This is a genomic window from Azospirillum oryzae (assembly GCF_008364795.1).
Taxonomy (GTDB): domain Bacteria; phylum Pseudomonadota; class Alphaproteobacteria; order Azospirillales; family Azospirillaceae; genus Azospirillum; species Azospirillum oryzae.
In genome coordinates, this window is the sequence record NZ_VTTM01000012.1 from 71,076 (window position 1) to 88,055 (window position 16,980).

At 69.1% G+C, this 16,980-nt stretch carries 16 protein-coding genes; 6 read left to right on the forward strand and 10 right to left on the reverse strand.

Going from position 1 to position 16,980, the window contains the following annotated elements; translation table 11 throughout:
* On the reverse strand, positions 1-1,323 hold the full coding sequence (locus FZ938_RS24895) for an NAD(P)-dependent oxidoreductase (RefSeq protein ID WP_149201106.1): 1,323 nt from the start codon (positions 1,321-1,323) through the stop codon (positions 1-3).
* A gap of 345 nt (positions 1,324-1,668) precedes the next feature.
* Between FZ938_RS24895 and ogt the strand changes: the two genes are divergently transcribed.
* Entirely contained in the window at positions 1,669-2,211 is a 543-nt protein-coding gene (gene ogt / locus FZ938_RS24900) for a methylated-DNA--[protein]-cysteine S-methyltransferase (protein ID WP_149201107.1), read from the forward strand.
* A 19-nt stretch (positions 2,212-2,230) separates the two neighbouring features.
* On the opposite strand, the gene bdcA is transcribed toward ogt, so the two are convergent.
* A complete protein-coding gene (gene bdcA, locus FZ938_RS24905) occupies positions 2,231-2,944 on the reverse strand; it encodes an SDR family oxidoreductase (protein ID WP_149201108.1) in 714 nt (237 codons plus the stop codon).
* A gap of 73 nt (positions 2,945-3,017) precedes the next feature.
* Between bdcA and FZ938_RS24910 the strand changes: the two genes are divergently transcribed.
* Positions 3,018-3,620, forward strand: a complete 603-nt coding sequence (locus FZ938_RS24910; RefSeq protein WP_149201109.1) for a TetR/AcrR family transcriptional regulator — start codon at positions 3,018-3,020, stop codon at positions 3,618-3,620.
* A 21-nt stretch (positions 3,621-3,641) separates the two neighbouring features.
* On the opposite strand, the gene FZ938_RS24915 is transcribed toward FZ938_RS24910, so the two are convergent.
* The 4 genes from FZ938_RS24915 to uxaC form a co-directional block, all read right to left on the reverse strand.
* A complete protein-coding gene (locus tag FZ938_RS24915; protein ID WP_149201110.1) occupies positions 3,642-4,562 on the reverse strand; it encodes a sugar kinase in 921 nt (306 codons plus the stop codon).
* A 44-nt stretch (positions 4,563-4,606) separates the two neighbouring features.
* Positions 4,607-5,590, reverse strand: coding sequence for a DMT family transporter (locus tag FZ938_RS24920; protein WP_149201111.1), 984 nt, complete (start codon positions 5,588-5,590; stop codon positions 4,607-4,609).
* A gap of 42 nt (positions 5,591-5,632) precedes the next feature.
* Entirely contained in the window at positions 5,633-7,156 is a 1,524-nt protein-coding gene (locus FZ938_RS24925; protein ID WP_149201112.1) for a UxaA family hydrolase, read from the reverse strand.
* 62 nt (positions 7,157-7,218) lie between these two features.
* Complete coding sequence (uxaC, locus tag FZ938_RS24930; RefSeq protein WP_149201113.1) at positions 7,219-8,619, reverse strand: glucuronate isomerase; 1,401 nt, start codon at positions 8,617-8,619, stop codon at positions 7,219-7,221.
* Between the two features lie 298 nt (positions 8,620-8,917).
* On the opposite strand from uxaC, the gene FZ938_RS24935 reads away from it, so the two are divergent.
* Entirely contained in the window at positions 8,918-9,700 is a 783-nt protein-coding gene (locus FZ938_RS24935; protein ID WP_149201194.1) for a GntR family transcriptional regulator, read from the forward strand.
* 28 nt (positions 9,701-9,728) lie between these two features.
* Here the strand turns inward: FZ938_RS24935 and FZ938_RS24940 are convergent, their stop codons facing one another.
* The 3 genes from FZ938_RS24940 to kduI form a co-directional block, all read right to left on the reverse strand.
* The gene (locus tag FZ938_RS24940; RefSeq protein ID WP_149201114.1) at positions 9,729-10,100 is read right to left on the reverse strand and encodes a cupin domain-containing protein; all 372 of its coding nucleotides are present in this window, start codon (positions 10,098-10,100) and stop codon (positions 9,729-9,731) included.
* 67 nt (positions 10,101-10,167) lie between these two features.
* Complete coding sequence (kduD, locus tag FZ938_RS24945) at positions 10,168-10,926, reverse strand: 2-dehydro-3-deoxy-D-gluconate 5-dehydrogenase KduD (protein WP_149201115.1); 759 nt, start codon at positions 10,924-10,926, stop codon at positions 10,168-10,170.
* A gap of 59 nt (positions 10,927-10,985) precedes the next feature.
* Positions 10,986-11,822 (reverse strand): 5-dehydro-4-deoxy-D-glucuronate isomerase, encoded by an 837-nt coding sequence (gene kduI / locus FZ938_RS24950; RefSeq protein ID WP_149201116.1) that lies wholly within the window; start codon positions 11,820-11,822, stop codon positions 10,986-10,988.
* Between the two features lie 232 nt (positions 11,823-12,054).
* Here kduI and FZ938_RS24955 point away from each other — a divergent pair, with 232 nt between their 5' ends.
* On the forward strand, positions 12,055-12,513 hold the full coding sequence (locus FZ938_RS24955) for a methylglyoxal synthase (protein WP_149201117.1): 459 nt from the start codon (positions 12,055-12,057) through the stop codon (positions 12,511-12,513).
* A gap of 16 nt (positions 12,514-12,529) precedes the next feature.
* On the opposite strand, the gene FZ938_RS24960 is transcribed toward FZ938_RS24955, so the two are convergent.
* Entirely contained in the window at positions 12,530-13,288 is a 759-nt protein-coding gene (locus FZ938_RS24960) for a GntR family transcriptional regulator (RefSeq protein ID WP_149201118.1), read from the reverse strand.
* A gap of 235 nt (positions 13,289-13,523) precedes the next feature.
* On the opposite strand from FZ938_RS24960, the gene FZ938_RS24965 reads away from it, so the two are divergent.
* Positions 13,524-14,804 carry an NHLP bacteriocin system secretion protein gene (locus tag FZ938_RS24965; protein ID WP_174757041.1) on the forward strand — a complete coding sequence of 427 codons (1,281 nt, stop codon included), beginning with the start codon at positions 13,524-13,526 and terminating at the stop codon, positions 14,802-14,804.
* A 32-nt stretch (positions 14,805-14,836) separates the two neighbouring features.
* Entirely contained in the window at positions 14,837-16,978 is a 2,142-nt protein-coding gene (locus FZ938_RS24970; protein WP_246799100.1) for an NHLP family bacteriocin export ABC transporter peptidase/permease/ATPase subunit, read from the forward strand.
* Positions 16,979-16,980 lie beyond the last annotated feature (2 nt).

The following is a 16,980-nucleotide window of genomic DNA, read 5'->3' on the forward strand; positions in this document are numbered from 1 at the left end:
TCAGGCGGTCAGGTGGCTGTGGATGGCGAGCGCGGCGAGTTTGCCGTCCTGCACGGATTGGACCGTCAGATCCTCTCCCGTGGCGACGCAGTCGCCGCCGGCCCAGACCTTGGAGAGCGTGGTGCGATAGGCCTCGTCGATGGCGATCTTGCCGCCGGTGATTTGCAGCCCGTCCAGCGCGTCGGCCGACAGCTTCTGCCCCACCGCCTTCAGCACCATGTCGGCCTGGAGGGTGAAGGTCTCGCCGGTGCCGGACAGCTTGCCGTCGGTCAGGCGGGTGCGTTCGAAGGTGATGTCGGTCTCGCCGATCACCGAAGGAGCGGCGAAGGTCTTGATCACGACGCCCTCGGTCTGGGCCAGCTCCTGTTCCCAGGCGGTGGCGCCCATCTGGGCACGGCCGCGGCGGTAGACCAGGGTGACGTCCTCGGCACCCAGCCGCTTGGCCTGGATGGCGGCGTCGATGGCGGTGTTGCCGCCGCCGATCACCACGACGCTGCGCCCCACCGCAGGCGGCTGGCCGGGCGGGGCCTGACGGACGCGCTCGATGAAGGCGGTGGCGTCTTCCACACCGGCACGCTCCTCGCCGGGGATGCCGAGCCGATTGTTGGACCCCAGGCCGACGCCCAGGAACACCGCGTCGAAATCGGCGCGCAGGCTGTCGAGCGACAGGTCGGCGCCCAGCTTGCGGCCATGCTCCACGCTGATGCCGCCGACGCCGAGGATGAAGGCGACCTCGCGCTGGGCGAAATCATCGGCCATCTTGTAGGGGGCGAGGCCGTATTCGTTGAGGCCGCCAGACTTCGCCTTGGCTTCGAACACCGTCACCTCATGGCCGAGCGTGGCGAGGCGGTGGGCGCAGGACAGGCCGGCCGGGCCGGCGCCGACCACGGCGACGCGCTTGCCGGTGGCGGCGGCGCGGGGGAAGGGGTGGGCCGGCTCGCCATCGATCAGGCGGTCGGTGGCATGGCGCTGCAGCCGGCCGATGGCGACGGGGCGATCTTCCGCCCGGTTTCGCACGCAAGACTGCTCGCAGAGCGTCTCGGTCGGGCAGACGCGGCCGCAGGTGCCGCCCATGATGTTCTCCGACAGGATCGTCGTCGCGGCGCCCTTCAGGTTGCCGGTGGCGATCGAGCGGATGAAGGCGGGGATGTCGATCCCGGTGGGGCAGGCTTTGATGCAGGGCGCATCGTAGCAGAACAGGCAGCGGTTGGACTCGGCCAGCGCCTGCACCGGCGTCATCGCCGGGCTCAGGTCGACATAGGGCGAGGCGCGATCATCTTCGGCAGGGATTGGGGCGGTGGCAAGCGGAGCGATCAGGGTCATGGCGGATGGCTTCCCTTCGGTCGCGGAGCGGCGTGTCTACCGAAGTGTCAGCAACCCGCGTGCCAAGAGAACCAACCAGCACTGCCAACGGAGAGGGGCGGCGGAAAAGCTGACTGTTCGGTCAAGAACTGACGAGATGGACAGGCATAGCTCCATCATGCCAGCCATGCGGATTGCACGCAACTCAGCCTTTTGGCGCCTCTTTTGGCGGCGTGGCGCAAGAAACGCATGGGAATTCGCAAGCGTGGAAACAGGAAATTGCGCTGTATCAAAGGGTTGCATCAGCGGGCCGCTGCCTTCAATTTCGGCAGTGCGCCTCATGCGAGAGGGATAGAGGGTGCCGCCATGTCCGCTCCGTCCAGCCTGCTGATCGACCGCACCGCCACGCCCATCGGCGAACTGATCGTGGTCGCCGACACCGACGGCGCCTTGCGCGCCATCGACTGGACCGACCATGAGGACCGGCTGCAGCGGCTGCTGCGCCTGCACCATCCCGGCGGTTACGAACTGTGGCCGTCCGCCGATCCGGGTGGACTGACCCGTGCGATGGATGCCTATTTCGCGGGCGAGCTTGCGGCAATCGACCGGCTGGCGGTGCGCACCGGCGGAACGCCGTTCCAGCGCGCGGTGTGGTCGGCACTGCGCGGGATTCCCTGCGGCCGCACCGTCAGCTACCGCGAACTGGCGACGCTGGTCGGGCGCCCGGCGGCGGTCAGGGCGGCGGGACATGCCAATGGCGCCAACCCGATCAGTGTCGTGGTGCCCTGCCACCGGGTGATCGGATCGGATGGAACGCTGACCGGCTACGGCGGCGGGGTGGAACGCAAGCGCTGGCTGCTGACGCATGAGGGGGCGTCCTGCCCGGATCGCCCCCCACGGTCTTCCTAATTGATCCGGCAATCTGGCGTCAGGCGCCGAAGCCGCCGTCGATGGTCTGGAACGAGCCGGTGATCATCGCGGCATGCGGTCCGGCGACATAGGCGGTCAGTTCGGCGACCTCGTCGGCGTCGATGTGGCGCTTGATCGCCATGAAGCTGTGCATGGCGGGCGCCATCGGACCGTCGGCCGGGTTCATGTCGCTGTGGGTCGGACCCGGTTGGATGGCGTTCACGGTGATGCCGCGGGCACCGAAATCACGCGCGAGTCCGCGCACCATGCCCTGGACCGCCGATTTGGTCAGCGCATAGGCGGCCCCGCCGGCGAAGGGCATGCGGTCGCCGTTGACCGAGCCGATGACGATGATGCGCCCGCCGTCGTTCATGCGCCGGGCCGCTTCGACCGCCGCGTGGTAGGGCGCACGGACGTTGATGTCGATCATCCGGTCGACGGCGTCGGGATCGAAGGTCAGCGGATCGCCCAGGATCGCCGTTCCGGCATTGACGACCAGCACGTCGAGCGCGCCGCGATCGGCCACGGTGGCGATCAGGGCGTCGCGGTTCGCGCTGTCGGTTTGGATGGCTTCCGCGCCGGTCTCGGCGGCAAGCGCCTCGGCGGCGTCCTTCGACCCGGCATAGGTGAAGGCGACGGTGCCGCCGGCCTTGGCGAAGCGGCGGACGATGGCCTTGCCGATGCCGCGGCTGCCGCCGAGGACCAGGATCTTGCGGCCGATGAACTCACCCATGATGCGCTCCTTGAGAAAATGTAGTGAGCGCTATATAAATTCAGGCAGGGGGTTTGCGCAAGGAGAAAATATAGTGGTCGCTACAGAAACGTCCGGAGCCCGGGGACGGCGGCGGTCCTTCGATGTGGACGAGGCGGTCGAGACCGCGATGAAGCTGTTCCATGCGCGCGGCTACGACGCCGTGGGCGTCGCCGAACTGGGGTCGGAGCTGAGGATCAAGCCGCCGAGCTTCTATGCCGCCTTCGGCAGCAAGGCCGGGCTGTTCGAGCGGGCGCTTCGGCGCTATGCGGCGGGGGAGGCGAACATCTTCGGCCGTGCCCTGGCCGACGGCGGCGGGGTGGCCGAGGTGATCGAGCGCACGCTGCTGCTGGCGGCGCGGCTCTATCCGGAGCGGAACGGGGTGGCGGGCTGCCTCGTGCTCGACGGCGCGCGCAACAGCGCCGATCCGGAAGCCTGCGCGCTGGCCGAAGAGATGAGGAAGGCCGGCGTGGCGGCGATCCGCGACTTCATCGCCGGGGAGGCGCCGGAGCGGGCCGGCGAGCTGGCCGACTTCGTGACAATCGCGATGCGGGGAATGTCGGCGGCGGCGCGTGACGGCGCCGACGAGGCGGCGCTCACCAGCTTCGCGCAGATGGCGAACCGCGCCTTCCGCCGCGAACTGGCGGCGGAAGGTTGAACCGGGGGCGTCGACCTGCGATCAGGCCGGCATCGCCTCGCGCGGGATGATGGCGCCGCGGTGCTGGATGACGGCGGCGGCCAGCCTGTGGGCGGCGCGGGCGGCATCGGCCGGACCCTCGCCGCGCAGGCGGGATGCCAGATAGCCGGCGCTGAAGCTGTCGCCGGCCGCCGTGGTGTCCACCACCGTGGCGACCTTCTGCGCGGGCACCTCGACGGCCTCGCCGTTCTCGATCACGACGCAGCCGGGCTGCTCCAGCTTCAGCACGATCTCGGTGACCCCGGCGTTGCGCATGCGGGCCAGCACGGCGTCGGCATCGGCATCGCCATAGAGGTCGCGCAGGTCGGTGACGCCGGGCAGCGCGATGTCGGTCAGCCGCAGCATGCGGTCGAAGGCGGCGCGGGCGGTCTCGATGTCCGGCCACAGGCGCGGGCGCCAGTTGGTGTCGAAGGCGACCTTGCCGCCGCGCGCGCGGACCCGCTGCAGCACCTGGAACAGCCGCTCGCGGCCCTGCTCGCCCAGGATGGCGATGCTGATGCCGGAGAGGTAGACGACGCCGTAGCCCTCCAGCGCCTTGGACAGCTCGGGCGTCTCGGGCAGGGCGAACAGCTCGCGCGCCGGCGCGCGGTCGCGCCAGTAGAGGAAGCGGCGTTCGCCGTTGGCGTCCGTCTCGATCAGATAGAGGCCGGGCAGGCGGTTCGGCACGCGCAGCACATGGCCGGTGCCCACACCCTCCGCCGCCCAGGCGGCGATCATGTCCTCGCTGATGGTGTCGTCGCCGAGAGCGGTGACATAGTCGACCGGCGTGCCCAGACGCGCCAGATAGACCGCGGTGTTCAGCGTATCGCCGCCGAAGCCCATGGTCAGCGACCCGTCAGGCCGCCGGAACATCTCGATCATGCATTCGCCGAGCGCGGCGACGCGGTTGGGCGTGTCGGTCATGCTTGTTCTCCGCAAGCCGGGGATGCCCCCGGCAAATCCTTATGTCATGCCGCCGCAGGGCGGCTTTGGCGCGCCCGCATCCGTTCGCGGTGCGCGGTGTAGAGGCCGCTGGCGATGATCACGCCGGTGCCGACGAAGGTCCAATGGTCGGGCACCGCGCCGAAGACCAGGAATCCCAGCGCGGTCGACCAGATCAGCTGCACATAGGTGAAGGGCGCCAGCACCGATGCCTCGCCCTGGCGGTAGGCCAGGATCAGAAGCCATTGCGACGCGGTGTAGACCAGCCCGATGAAGACCCCCAGCAGCATCTCCCACGGCGTCGGCCATGCGGCGTGCAGGGGAAGCAGCGCCGTCAGCGCGATCAGGCCGGTCAGCGCGCTCCACACCATGGTGGTCAGCGGGTTCTCCTGCACCGTCATCTTGCGCGTCGCCACCAGCCCCAGCGCCCAGCTGAAGGCGGTCAGGATCGGCAGCAGCGAGGCCGGCTGGAAGCCGTCGGCCCCCGGCCGAATGACGATGATGACGCCGGCCAGCCCGACCAGCAGCGCCGCCCAGCGGCGGATGCCGACCTTCTCGCTCAGCAGCAGGATCGACAGCACGGTGACGAAGACGGGGGAGACGAAGCTGATCGCCGCGGCCTCGGCCAGCGGCAGATGCTGCATCGCCATGATGAAGAACAACGCGGAACCCAGCATTCCCAGGCCGCGTACGACCTGAAGCCCCGGCCGCGTCGTCTTCAGCACGTGCAGCGAGCCGCCGCGCAGGGCCAGCGGCATCACCAATGCGGTGAAGACGACATAGCGCATCCAGGCGATCTCGGCCGGCGGCAGGGTCCGGCCGAGATATTTCGCCGTGGCGTCGGAGCAGGACAGGCAGGCCACCGCCAGCACCACCAGCAGGATCGCCCGCATCGGCTCCGTGCCCTTGCCCCCCGATCCGGTTGGCTGGATCGGGGTCTGCGGGGCGTTCACCGGCTGGGGGCCGGGGTCGCGGTGGGGGCCAGAGAGAGGGGTGGAACTGTCAGGCATGGCGCCGGCTCTTCAACGGTTTCCGACAAGGGGGCGGACCCCTTACATAACCGCTCCCATCTGCCAAGGAGCGAATTCATCGGCGCCGACGCCGAGTTCCTCGCTCTTGGTCTTGCGGCCCGACGCGGTGTCGAGAACCAGCTGGAAAATCGCGCGGCCGACCTCCTCGATGGTGGCGTCGCCGGTGGCGATGGCGCCGCAATCGATGTCCATGTCGTCCGGCATCCGGCGGAACAGCGTGCTGTTGGTCGCCAGCTTCAGGCTGGGCGTCGGCTTGCAGCCGAAGACGGAGCCGCGGCCGGTGGTGAAGCACAGCACGTTGGCGCCGCCCGCCACCTGCCCGGTCGCCGACACCGGGTCGTAGCCGGGGGTGTCCATGAAGACGAAGCCCTTGTCGGTGATCGGCTCGGCATAGCGGTAGACGGCGGTCATCGGGGTGGTGCCGCCCTTGGCGACCGCGCCCAGCGACTTTTCCAGGATGGTGGTCAGGCCGCCCTTCTTGTTGCCGGGCGACGGGTTGTTGTTCATCTCGCCGCCGGTGCGGCTGGTGTATTCCTCCCACCAGCCGATGCGCTCGACCAGCGCCTCGCCCACCTCGCGGCGGACGGCGCGGCGGGTCAGCAGATGCTCGGCGCCATAGACCTCCGGCGTCTCGCTCAGCACGGCGGTGCCGCCGTTGCGGACCAGCAGGTCGACGGCATAGCCCAGCGCCGGGTTGGCGGTGATGCCCGAATAGCCGTCGGAGCCGCCGCACTGCAGCGCCAGCGTCAGGTGGCTGGCCGGCAGGGTCTGGCGCTTGACGTCGTTGATCTCCGGCAGCAGCGCCTCGATCCGGCGGATGCCCTCGCGGGCCGCCGCGGCGGTGCCGCCCATGTCCTGGATGCCGATGGGGATGACGCGGGCGCCCTCCTCCAGGCCGGTGGCCTCCATCAGCTTGTCGATCTGGTTCACCTCGCAGCCGAGACCCAGCAGGATCACCGCGGCGAAGTTGGGGTGGCGGGCATAGCCGGCGATGGTCCGGCGCAGCGTGTCCATCACCTCGCCGCTGCCGGCCATGCCGCAGCCGTAGCCGTGGGTCAGCGCGACGACGCCGTCGATGTTGGGATAGGCGGCGAGCGCGGGTCCGCGGAAATGGTCGGCGATCATCCGCGCCGCGGTGGCGGAGCAGTTCACCGAGGTCAGCACGCCGATGTAGTTGCGGGTGGCGACGCGGCCATCCGGGCGAACGATACCCTGGAAGGTGGCGCGCTCGGCCTCCGGGATCATTTCGACCGGGTGGACGTCGGCGCCGAAGGCGTAATCGCGCTCGAAATCACTGCCCATGCCCATGTTGTGGACGTGGACATGGTCGCCCGGCTGGATCGCCGCGGTGGCGAAGCCGATGACCTGGTTGTACTTGCGCACCGGCTCGCCCAGCGCGATGGCGCGCACCGCGACCTTGTGCCCGGCCGGCACCGGCCCGGTGGTCGCGACTTCAGTGCCGGGCAGAGTGATGCCGGGCTCCAGGTCGGCGCCGGCGACGACGACGTTGTCGGCGGGGTGCAGGCGGATGGTCAGCGATGCCATGGGAAGATGTCCTTGGGAAGGAAGCTGGGCCGCGCCGGAACGGGTCCGGCGCGGCCGGGCCGTTACAGCTTGTAGGCGTTCTTGGCGAGGCGGTAGGCGAGGTCGACGGCCAGTTCCGCTGCCTCGTCCTCGGCCAGCCGGTGTTCGGCGACCAGACGGGCGAGGAAGCCGCAATCGACGCGGCGCGACACGTCGTGGCGGGCCGGGATCGAGCAGAAGGCGCGGGTGTCGTCGTTGAAGCCCACCGTGTTGTAGAAGCCGGCGGTCTCCGTGATCATCTCGCGGTAGCGGCGCATGCCCTCGGGGCTGTCGTGGAACCACCAGGCCGGGCCGACGCGCAGCGCCGGGTAATGACCGGCCAGCGGCGCCAGCTCGCGGGCGTAGCTGTCCTCATCCAGGGTGAAGAGGATGATGGTCAGGTCACGCTCGTTGCCGAAGCGGTCGAGCAGCGGCTTCAGCGCCCGCACATACTCGGTGCCGCTCGGGATGTCGGCGCCCTTGTCGCGGCCGAAGCGCTGGAACACGAGGTCGTTGTGGTTGCGGAAAGACCCGGGATGGATCTGCATGACCAGACCGTCTTCCAGGCTCATCCGCGCCATTTCGGTCAGCATCTGGGCGCGGAACAGCTCGGCTTCCTCGGCCGTGGCGCCGCCGCGGCGGACGATGTCGAACAGCTTCTCGGCCTCGGGGCGCGACAGGTCGGCGGTCGCCGCCGTCGGGTGGCCGTGGTCGGTCGAGGTGGCGCCATAGCTCTTGAAATAGAGGCGGCGGTCGGCCAGGGCGGCGAGGTAGCCGTCCCAGGTCGCGGTGTCCTTGCCGGTGATGCGGCCCAGTTCGGCGAGGTTGTCGCGGAAGCCCTCGAACTCCGGATCGACGACCGGGTCGGGACGGAAGGCGGTGATGACCCGGCCCTTCCAGCCGCTCTCGCGGATCGCCTTGTGGTGCACCAGCGGGTCGAGCGGCGATTCGGTGGTCGCCAGCACTTCGAGGTTGAAGCGCTCGAACAGCGCGCGCGGGCGGAACTCCGGCTTGCGCAGGCAGTCCTCGATCTGGTCATAGATGCGGTCGGCGCTGGCGGCGCTCAGACGCTCGGTGACGCCGAAGACCGTCTCGAAGGCGTGGGTCAGCCACATCGAGGTGGGCGTGCCGCGGAACAGGTGCCAGTTGCTGGCCAGCAGGCGCCAGATGGCGCGCGAATCGGATGAGGTCTCGCCGCCATCCCGGCGCGGAACACCCAGCTGCTCCAGCGGAATTCCCTGGCTGTAGAGCATGCGGAATGCATAATGGTCAGGCTTGACGAACAGGCTGGCCGGGTCCGGGAACGCTTCGTCCTTCGCGAACCAGGACGGATCGGTGTGGCCGTGCGGGCTGACGATCGGCAGGGCGGCGACTTCGCCATACAGGCGGCGCGCGATGTCGCGTTGCGTCGGGTCGCTCGGGAAAAGACGGTCGGGGTGAAGCATCGGAAGCCTCTACGCTGCAAGAAAAGGGCAAAAGCAGGGTGGGGAGAAGGCGGGGTCCGTGCGGGGGACCGTCCCTACCGGCTGGCTGTATAATATTAATATATCAGATTAGATTGCAAGCCCAATCGTTCCCGCTCCGCGGCTTCGGCGCCTCGGCAGCCTGCGCCCAGTCGCCGCACCCGATCCTTTTGAGAGGACGGCGATGGATTTGACCTTGGTGAAGGGGGACGGGTAGATTGACGGGTATGACGAATTTCCCACGGGTGGCGGAGCGCCGCCCGGTTACATGCCTGCCGGAATGGAGCCATCGGTGAAGAAGGTCGCGACGACAGAGGATGAAGGCGGCCTGGTTTCCGCAACCGTGCGCCGCGCGGCGGCCCCGGCCGCGGCGGTCCGTCCGCCGCGTCGCGCCGCGACCGTGGCGTCGCGCATCTACCGCGATCTGCGGGCGGAGATCGTTTCGCTCAAGCGCAAGCCCGGCGACGCCATCGCCGAGAAGCAGATCGCCGAGGCCTATGGCGTCAGCCGCACGCCGGTGCGCGAGGCGGTGTTGAAGCTGGCCGACGAAGGGCTGATCGAGATTTTCCCGCAGTCCGGCACCTTCGTGTCGCGCATTCCGCTCGACGCCCTGCCGGAGGCCTTCGCCATCCGCAAGGCGCTGGAGGAGGCGACGGTGCGCTATGCGGCGGCGCGGGCCAGCCGCAGCCAGATCGCGGCGCTCCGCGCCAATCTGGAATTGCAGCGGGAGATGCAGGAAACCGCCAACTATGAAGGTTTCCATCAGGCCGACGAGGCGTTCCACGCGCTGATCGCGGACATCGCCGGCTATCCCGGATTCTGGACGCTGATCCAGCAGACCAAGGTGCAGATCGACCGCTACCGTCTGCTGACCCTGCCGGTGCGCGGCCGCATCGCCGAGGTGATCGCGGAGCATGCCGCCATCCTCGAGGCGGTGGCGGCCAACGATCCCGCGGCCGCCATCAAGGCGCTGGACGACCATCTGGACGACCTGCAGATCTCGATCGCCGACATCCGGCGCGATTATCCGCGTTACTTCACGGCGCCAGGGGATCCGGTCTGAAGGGCCGGCCTGAACCGGGACCGGGGGCTTACTTCGCGTCGGCTTCCGCGGCGTAGGCCACCGGCTCGCCCAGGAAGTCCTCGCGGATCGGCGTGAAGATGTCGAGCAGGACGCCCGGCTCCAGCGCCACCACGCCATGCAGGATGTTGGACGGCACCATATAGCCGTCGCCGGTGTTCAGGCGCTGCGTGCGGCCGTCGATGGTGACGTCGAAGGACCCCTTCTCGACCACGGCGCACTGGACATGGGGATGGCGATGCTGCGCGCCGATGGCGCCGGCCTCGAACTCCACCCGCACCATCATCATCGTGTCGTTGTAGCCGAGAATCTTGCGGCGCACGCCGTCGCCGAGATCCTGCCACGGAATGTCGCCCGCGGTCACGAACACGTCGGTGGTCATCGCTTGATTTCCTCCCCCAATGGAAAGCCCTCCTCCGCCCGTGAGGGGCGGGGAGGGCCGTTTTCCCTCAGCGCGCCAGCCAGCCGCCGTCGACCGGCAGGATGGTACCGTGGATATAGTCCGCGGCCTCCGAGGCCAGGAACACCGCCGGGCCGCCGATGTCTGACGGCATGCTCCAGCGGCCGGCCGGGATGCGGCCGAGGATCTCGGCGCTGCGATTCTCGTCGGCGCGCAGGGCGGCGGTGTTGTTGGTGGCGACATAGCCCGGCGCGATGGCATTCACGTTGATGCCCTTGCCGGCCCATTCGCAGGCCAGAAGCTTGGTGATGCCGGCAACGCCGCTCTTGGACGCGGTGTAGGACGGCACGCGGATGCCGCCCTGGAAGGACAGCATGGACGCGATGTTGATGATCTTGCCCTTGCGGCCTTCATTGATGGCGTAGCGGCCGAAGGCCTGGCAGAGGAAGAACACCGTCTTGATGTTGATGTTCATCACGAGGTCCCAGTCGGCCTCGCTGAAGTCGACGGCGTCGGCGCGGCGGATCAGCCCGGCGTTGTTGACCAGGATGTCCAGGTGACCGAACTTGCCGACCGTCTCCTCCACCAGCCCCTGGACCGGGGCGATGGAGGTCAGGTCGGCGTGGATGCCGTGGAACTTGCGGCCGGCCGCCTCGACCAGACCCTTGGTCTCGTCCAGCGACACCACGTCGACGGCGGCGATGTCGGCGCCGGCCTGCGCCAGCGCCACGGCGATGCCCTGGCCGATGCCGGTGTTGGCGCCGGTGACCAGCGCCACCTTGCCGGTCAGGTCGAACGAAATGCTCATGGTCGGTTTCCGTTCTTATACGTTGATTTCAAATCCGGGGTTTCAAATCCGGCGGCGCGTCAGCGCAGGCGGTCCATGGCGACGAAGTCCATGTCCGTGAAGTCCTGGTTGTCGCCGCCCATCGCCCAGATGAAGGTGTAGTTGCGGGTGCCGACGCCGGAATGGATCGACCAGGGCGGCGAGATCACCGCCTGCTCGTTGGCGACGACGATGTGGCGGGTCTGCTCCGGCTCGCCCATCATGTGGATGACGCGGGCGTCATCGGGCAGGTCGAAGTAGAAATAGACCTCGCAGCGCCGGTCATGGGTGTGGCACGGCATCGTGTTCCACATGTTGTTCGGCTTCAGCACCGTCATGCCCAGCACCAGCTGCGCGGTGCGGACCACATCCGGGTGGATCATCTGGTAGATGGTGCGCTCGTTCGACTGGGCCGGGTCGCCCAGATGCACGGCCTTGGCCTGGCCGATCGAGATTTTCATCGTCTCGAACCGGGCATGGGCGGGGGTGCTGTTCAGGTAGAACTTGGCCGGCTCGCGGCGGTCCAGGCTCTCGAACGTGACGTCCTTGCTGCCCATCGCGACATAGAGCGCGTCGCGCGGCGCCAGTTCATACACGGCACCGTCGACGGTGACGCGGCCGGCGCCGCCGACATTGACCACGCCCAGCTCGCGCCGGTCGAGGAAGTTGGGCGAGCCGATCTCCTTCGACGATTCCAGCTTCACCGGGCCGGCGACCGGCATGGCGCCGCCGACGACGAAACGGTCGATGTGGCTGTAGGTGAAGACGGTCTCGTCGGCCTCGAACAGGGTCGGGACCAGGAAATGGTCGCGCAGCGTCTCGGTGTCGAAAGCGCGGACGGCATCGGGGTGCGAAGCGTGCCGGACGGAGATTTTCATGGGGTGGTCCTTTCAAATCTGTGCAGCCGGCTGTCCGGCGGGTCTGGCGCCATCATACTAATATACTAGTAAGCCGGGCAAGGGTTATTGATGGAAATCCGGACATTTCATCCAGCGGAGGGTGCGACAAAGACGCCGGGGGCGGTCGAACCGTGGCGGGCCGGGGTCCCTGCGTTGCGCTGGCGACCAGAGTAATATATTAGTGGACGCTCCTCGTCCGGAGTGTCCAGTCATGTCCACCCACCAATCTGGCCAGCAGCCCCGCAAGCGCATCGCCCTCGTCGCCCACGACGCCCGCAAGGCGGACCTCATCGCCTGGATCGGCGCCAACATCGCGGCGCTGGACGGCCACGCCTTCTGGGCGACCGGCACCACCGGCCAGAAGGTGCGCGACGCCCACCCCTGCCTGGACGTGACCCCGCTGAAGAGCGGCCCGCTGGGCGGCGACCAGCAGATCGGCGCGATGATCGCGGAGGGGCGGATCGACCTGCTGGTCTTCTTCGTCGATCCGATGACCGCCCAGCCGCACGACGTGGATGTGAAGGCGCTGACCCGGCTGGCGACGCTCTACAACATCCCGATGGCCTGCAACGAGGCGACGGCCGACATGATCGTCTCCTCCGCCCATTTCGCCAGCGGCTACGCCCCGCGCACCGCCTGTTTCACGGCGTACGAGACCCGCAAGGTATGAGCGCGTCCCGCCGTCGTCATGCGGTGAAGTACTGCGGATAGGTCTGCCGGACGTCGGCGATGCCCAGCTGCAGGTCGGTCAGGTGGTGGCGCAGCTCGCCCACCGCGCGGTCGGGGTCGCGGGCGGCGACCGCCTCGACGATGGCGCTGTGTTCGCCCAGCGCCTTGTCCATCCGGCCGGCCGCCGGCAGGGTCAGGTGGCGGTAGCGGTCGATCTGCCGCTTCACCTGCTGGGTCACCGCCCAGAAACCGGGATAGCCGGAGATCTCCGCCAGCAGCGCGTGGAACGCCTCGTCGGCATCGTGGAAGCCGTCGAAGTTGCCGGCCTCCTTCATCTCTCGCTGCAGTTCCAGGTTGGCGCGCAGGCGGGCGATCTGGCTGCCGGTCGCCTGTTCGGCGGCGTAGCGCACCGTCGCCTCCTCCAGCGCGCGGCGGATGGCGATGGCCTCCGGCAGGGCGCCGAGGGGGATGCGGGCGACGAAGGTGCCGGACTGCGGGAACACCTCCACCAGCCCTTCGTCGGCAAGCTTCAGCATCGCCTCGCGCACCGGCGTGCGGCTCACGCCATAGGCCTCGGCCACCTCCTTTTCGATCACCGGCTCACCCGGCTTGCGGCGCAGCGAGACGATGTCGTCGCGCAGGTCGCGATAAATGGTGCCCGACACGGTGGCACCGCGATGCGCGGGCCTTGCGGTGGCGCTGGCGGGCCGGCGACGGCGGCGGCGCGCCGGTGCGGCCACGGCCACCAAATTCGAATCGCCCGCATTGGAATCCATGGTCGTCCCGTTCATGTCCTTCGGCCTGATGCCGCGGTTACTAATATATCGCTGCGCTTCCGTGAGCGAAAAGCCTTTTGCCGCCGGAAATTCATGGCCGTCCAGTAACAGTTCCTGTGACAGCTTGGGACGGGCGGTTCAGCAGGGTTGCATTGGCCGGGCTGCTTGTTTCACTCTCCACAACCTACCCATTCGTATACCCACCTTTACACCGCCCATTGCGAGCCCGATCCGCATGACCGCAGCGCCGACCACCCCCTCGCCGTCGGAAAGGCTGTTCCGCAAGGCGGCGCTCGACCGGCTGTCGTCGCCGGAGGAGCTGGACCGGCTGGTCACGCTGACCACGCCGCGGGGCTGGCTGGCATTGACCGTACTGCTGGGGCTGCTGGGGCTGGCGCTGATCTGGGCGGTGGTGGGGACCATCGCGACGCGGGTGACCGGCTCCGGCCTGCTGGTCAGCAGCGGCGGCCGGGTGTTCGACGCGGTCGCCAGCGCGTCCGGTGCGCTGGTCGCGCCGCTGGTGAAGCCGGGCGACACGGTGACCGCCGGCCAGCTGCTGGCCCGCGTCGACAAGGTGGAGCTTGAACAGACGCTCGACCACGCGCGGGCGGTGGTGAGGGAGCGGGAGCAGGATCTGTCGCGCCGCACCAATCAGCTGGAGCGCGAGGCGCAGGCCCGCCGCGCCAATTTCACCGCCCGCCGCGCCGCCTTGCGGCAGGTGGTGGCCGCCGCCGAGACGCGGGTGCAGTTCCTCGACACCCTGCTGCGGGGCCAGGAGGACATCGCCAGCCGCGGCTTCACCACCCGCCAGCGGGTGGAGGACACGCGGCAGGAGTTGGCCGCCGCCCGCCAGAAGGTCAGCGACTCCAAGAGCCAGCTTCTGCAGATCGACACCGAGGAGCTGGACATGGCCAGCCGGGCCGAGCAGACGCTGACCGAGGGGCGCGACCGCGTCGCCGACGCCCGTCGGCGGGTGGACGAGCTTGCCCTGCAGCTGGAGCAGGACACGCGGATCCTCAGCCCGACCGACGGACGCGTCACCGAATGGAAGGTGGCGGAGGGCGCGCGGGTCGCCGCCGGCACCCCGGTGGTCAGCATCGAAAGCGGATCGCGCGGCCTGCAGCTGGTGCTCTATGTCCCGCCGGAGCATGGCAAGAAGCTGAAGCCCGGCATGGATGTCCGCATCGCGCCCTCGACGGTGCGCAAGGAGGAATACGGCACGCTGGTCGGCCGGGTCGCCGGGGTGTCGGACTTTCCCTCCACCCCGCAGGGCATGCAGGCGGTGCTGCAGAACGACCGGCTGGTGACGCAGTTCTCCGCCAAGGGACCGCCCTTCGCCGTGCGCGTCGATCTGGTGCCGGAGGCCGGCACGCCGTCCGGCTACCGTTGGTCGTCCGGTGCCGGACCGGCGATGACCATCACCAGCGGCACCCTGGCCGAGGGCGAGGTGACGGTGCGCGAACAGCCGCCGATGGCCTTCGTCATCCCGGCCCTGCGCAAGGCGACCGGCCTGTGAGCGCAAAGCCGCCGGTTCGCAAACAGACCCGCGTGCGCACGCCCACGCTGCTGCAAATGGAGGCGGTGGAGTGCGGCGCCGCCTCGCTCGGCATCGTTCTGGCCCATTTCGGCCGCTGGGTGCCGCTGGAGGAGCTGCGCGTCGCCTGCGGCGTGTCGCGCGACGGCAGCAAGGCCAGCAACCTGCTGCGCGCCGCCCGGCGCTACGGCCTGACCGCCAAGGGCTTCAAGAAGGAGCCCGACGCGCTGGGCGACATGCCCTGGCCGCTGATCGTCCATTGGAACTTCAACCATTATCTGGTCTTCGAAGGCTTCAAGGGCGAATACGCCTATCTGAACGATCCGGTCACCGGCCCGCGCCGCGTCACCCGCGCGGAGTTCTCCGAGGCCTTCACCGGCGTGGCGCTGGCCTTCGAGAAAGGGCCGGAGTTCGTCGCCGGGGTCAAGCCGCCCGGCCTTGCCGGCATGCTCGGGCGGCAGTTGAAGCGGTCGCGCGCGGCGGTGGGATTCGCGCTGGCCGCCAGTCTGGCGCTGGTGCTGCCGGGCATCGCCCTGCCGGCCTTCACCAAGGCCTTCGTCGACGAGGTGCTGATCGGCGGGCAGCGCAGCTGGCTGGTGCCGCTGCTGCTGGGGATGGGCGCCACGGCGCTGCTGCGGGCGGCGCTGACGGCATTGCAGCAGTCGGCCCTGCTGAAGCTGGAGACCAAATTCGCCATGGTGATGGCCAGCCGCTATGTCTGGCGGCTGCTGCAATTGCCGGTTCCCTTCTTCGGCCAGCGCCATCCCGGCGACATCGCCGGCCGCGTCGCCGCCAACGACCGGGTGGCGCGGCTGCTGTCGGGGGAGATGGCGACGGCGGCGATGAGCCTGCTGACGGTCGTCTTCTTCGGGCTGGTCATGCTGACCTACGACGTGGCGCTGGCGGCGGTGACCATCCTGCTGGTGCTGGGCAACGTGCTGTTCCTGCGCGGCGCCTCGCGCGGGCGGGAGGATGCCGGGCGGCGCCTGCTGTCGGAACAGGCCAAGCTGGGCGCCGTCACCATCGGCAGCATCCAGGCGATCGAGACGCTGAAGTCGGCCGGTCTGGAGGGGCAGGCGTTCGAACGTTGGGCCGGCTATCAGGCGCGGCTGTTGTCGGTGCGCCAGACACTGGGGGTGCATTCGGCGATTCTGGCGGTGGCGCCGGCCTTCCTCAACGCGCTGGGAACGGCGGCGATATTGGGGCTGGGTGCTGTGCGGGTGATGGACGGGGCGCTGACCGTCGGCGCGCTGGTGGCGTTCCAGAGCCTTGCCGCCAGCTTCTCCGACCCGGTCGCCAAGCTGGTCGGCATGGGCGGGACGCTGCAGCGGGTTAAGGCCGACCTGCAGCGGCTGAACGACACGCTGGACCATGCGCCGGACCCGCAGTCCGGCCTTGCCGCCGAGGGGGCCGAGGTTGCGGAAGGGCCGGCGCGGCTGAGCGGGGCGGTGGAGCTGGTCGACGTGTCCTTCGGCTACAGCGTGCTCGACCCGCCGCTGATCGAGGGGCTGTCGCTGTCGCTGGCGCCGGGGATGCGGGTGGCGCTGGTCGGCGGGTCGGGCAGCGGGAAATCCACCGTCGGCCGGCTGATCTGCGGCCTCGTCCAGCCCTGGTCGGGGCAAATCCTGTTCGACGGGCGGGCACCGGCGGAGATCCCGGTGGGGCTGCGCGCCGCCTCCATCGCCTATGTCGACCAGGACGTCTTCCTGTTCGACGGCTCGGTGCGCGACAACCTGACCCTGTGGGACCGCACGGTGCCGGAAGCGGCGCTGACCCGCGCGCTGGAGGATGCCGCCATCCTGGGCGAGGTCGCCGGGCGCCAGGGCCAGCTCGACGCGCCGGTCGCCGAAGGGGGCGTGAATTTCAGCGGCGGCCAGCGCCAGCGTCTGGAGATCGCCCGCGCGCTGACCGGCAACCCGTCGATCCTGGTGCTGGACGAGGCGACGGCGGCGCTGGACGTCGCGACGGAAAAGCTGATCGACGACAATCTGCGGCGGCGCGGATGCACCTGCATCATCATCGCCCATCGGCTGAGCACGATTCGCGACTGCGACGAGATCATCGTGCTGAACCAGGGCCGGGTGGTGGAGCGCGGCAGCCATGAGGACCTTCTGGCGCGCGGCGGCGAGTATGCCTCGCTGATCGCGGCGGGGTGAGG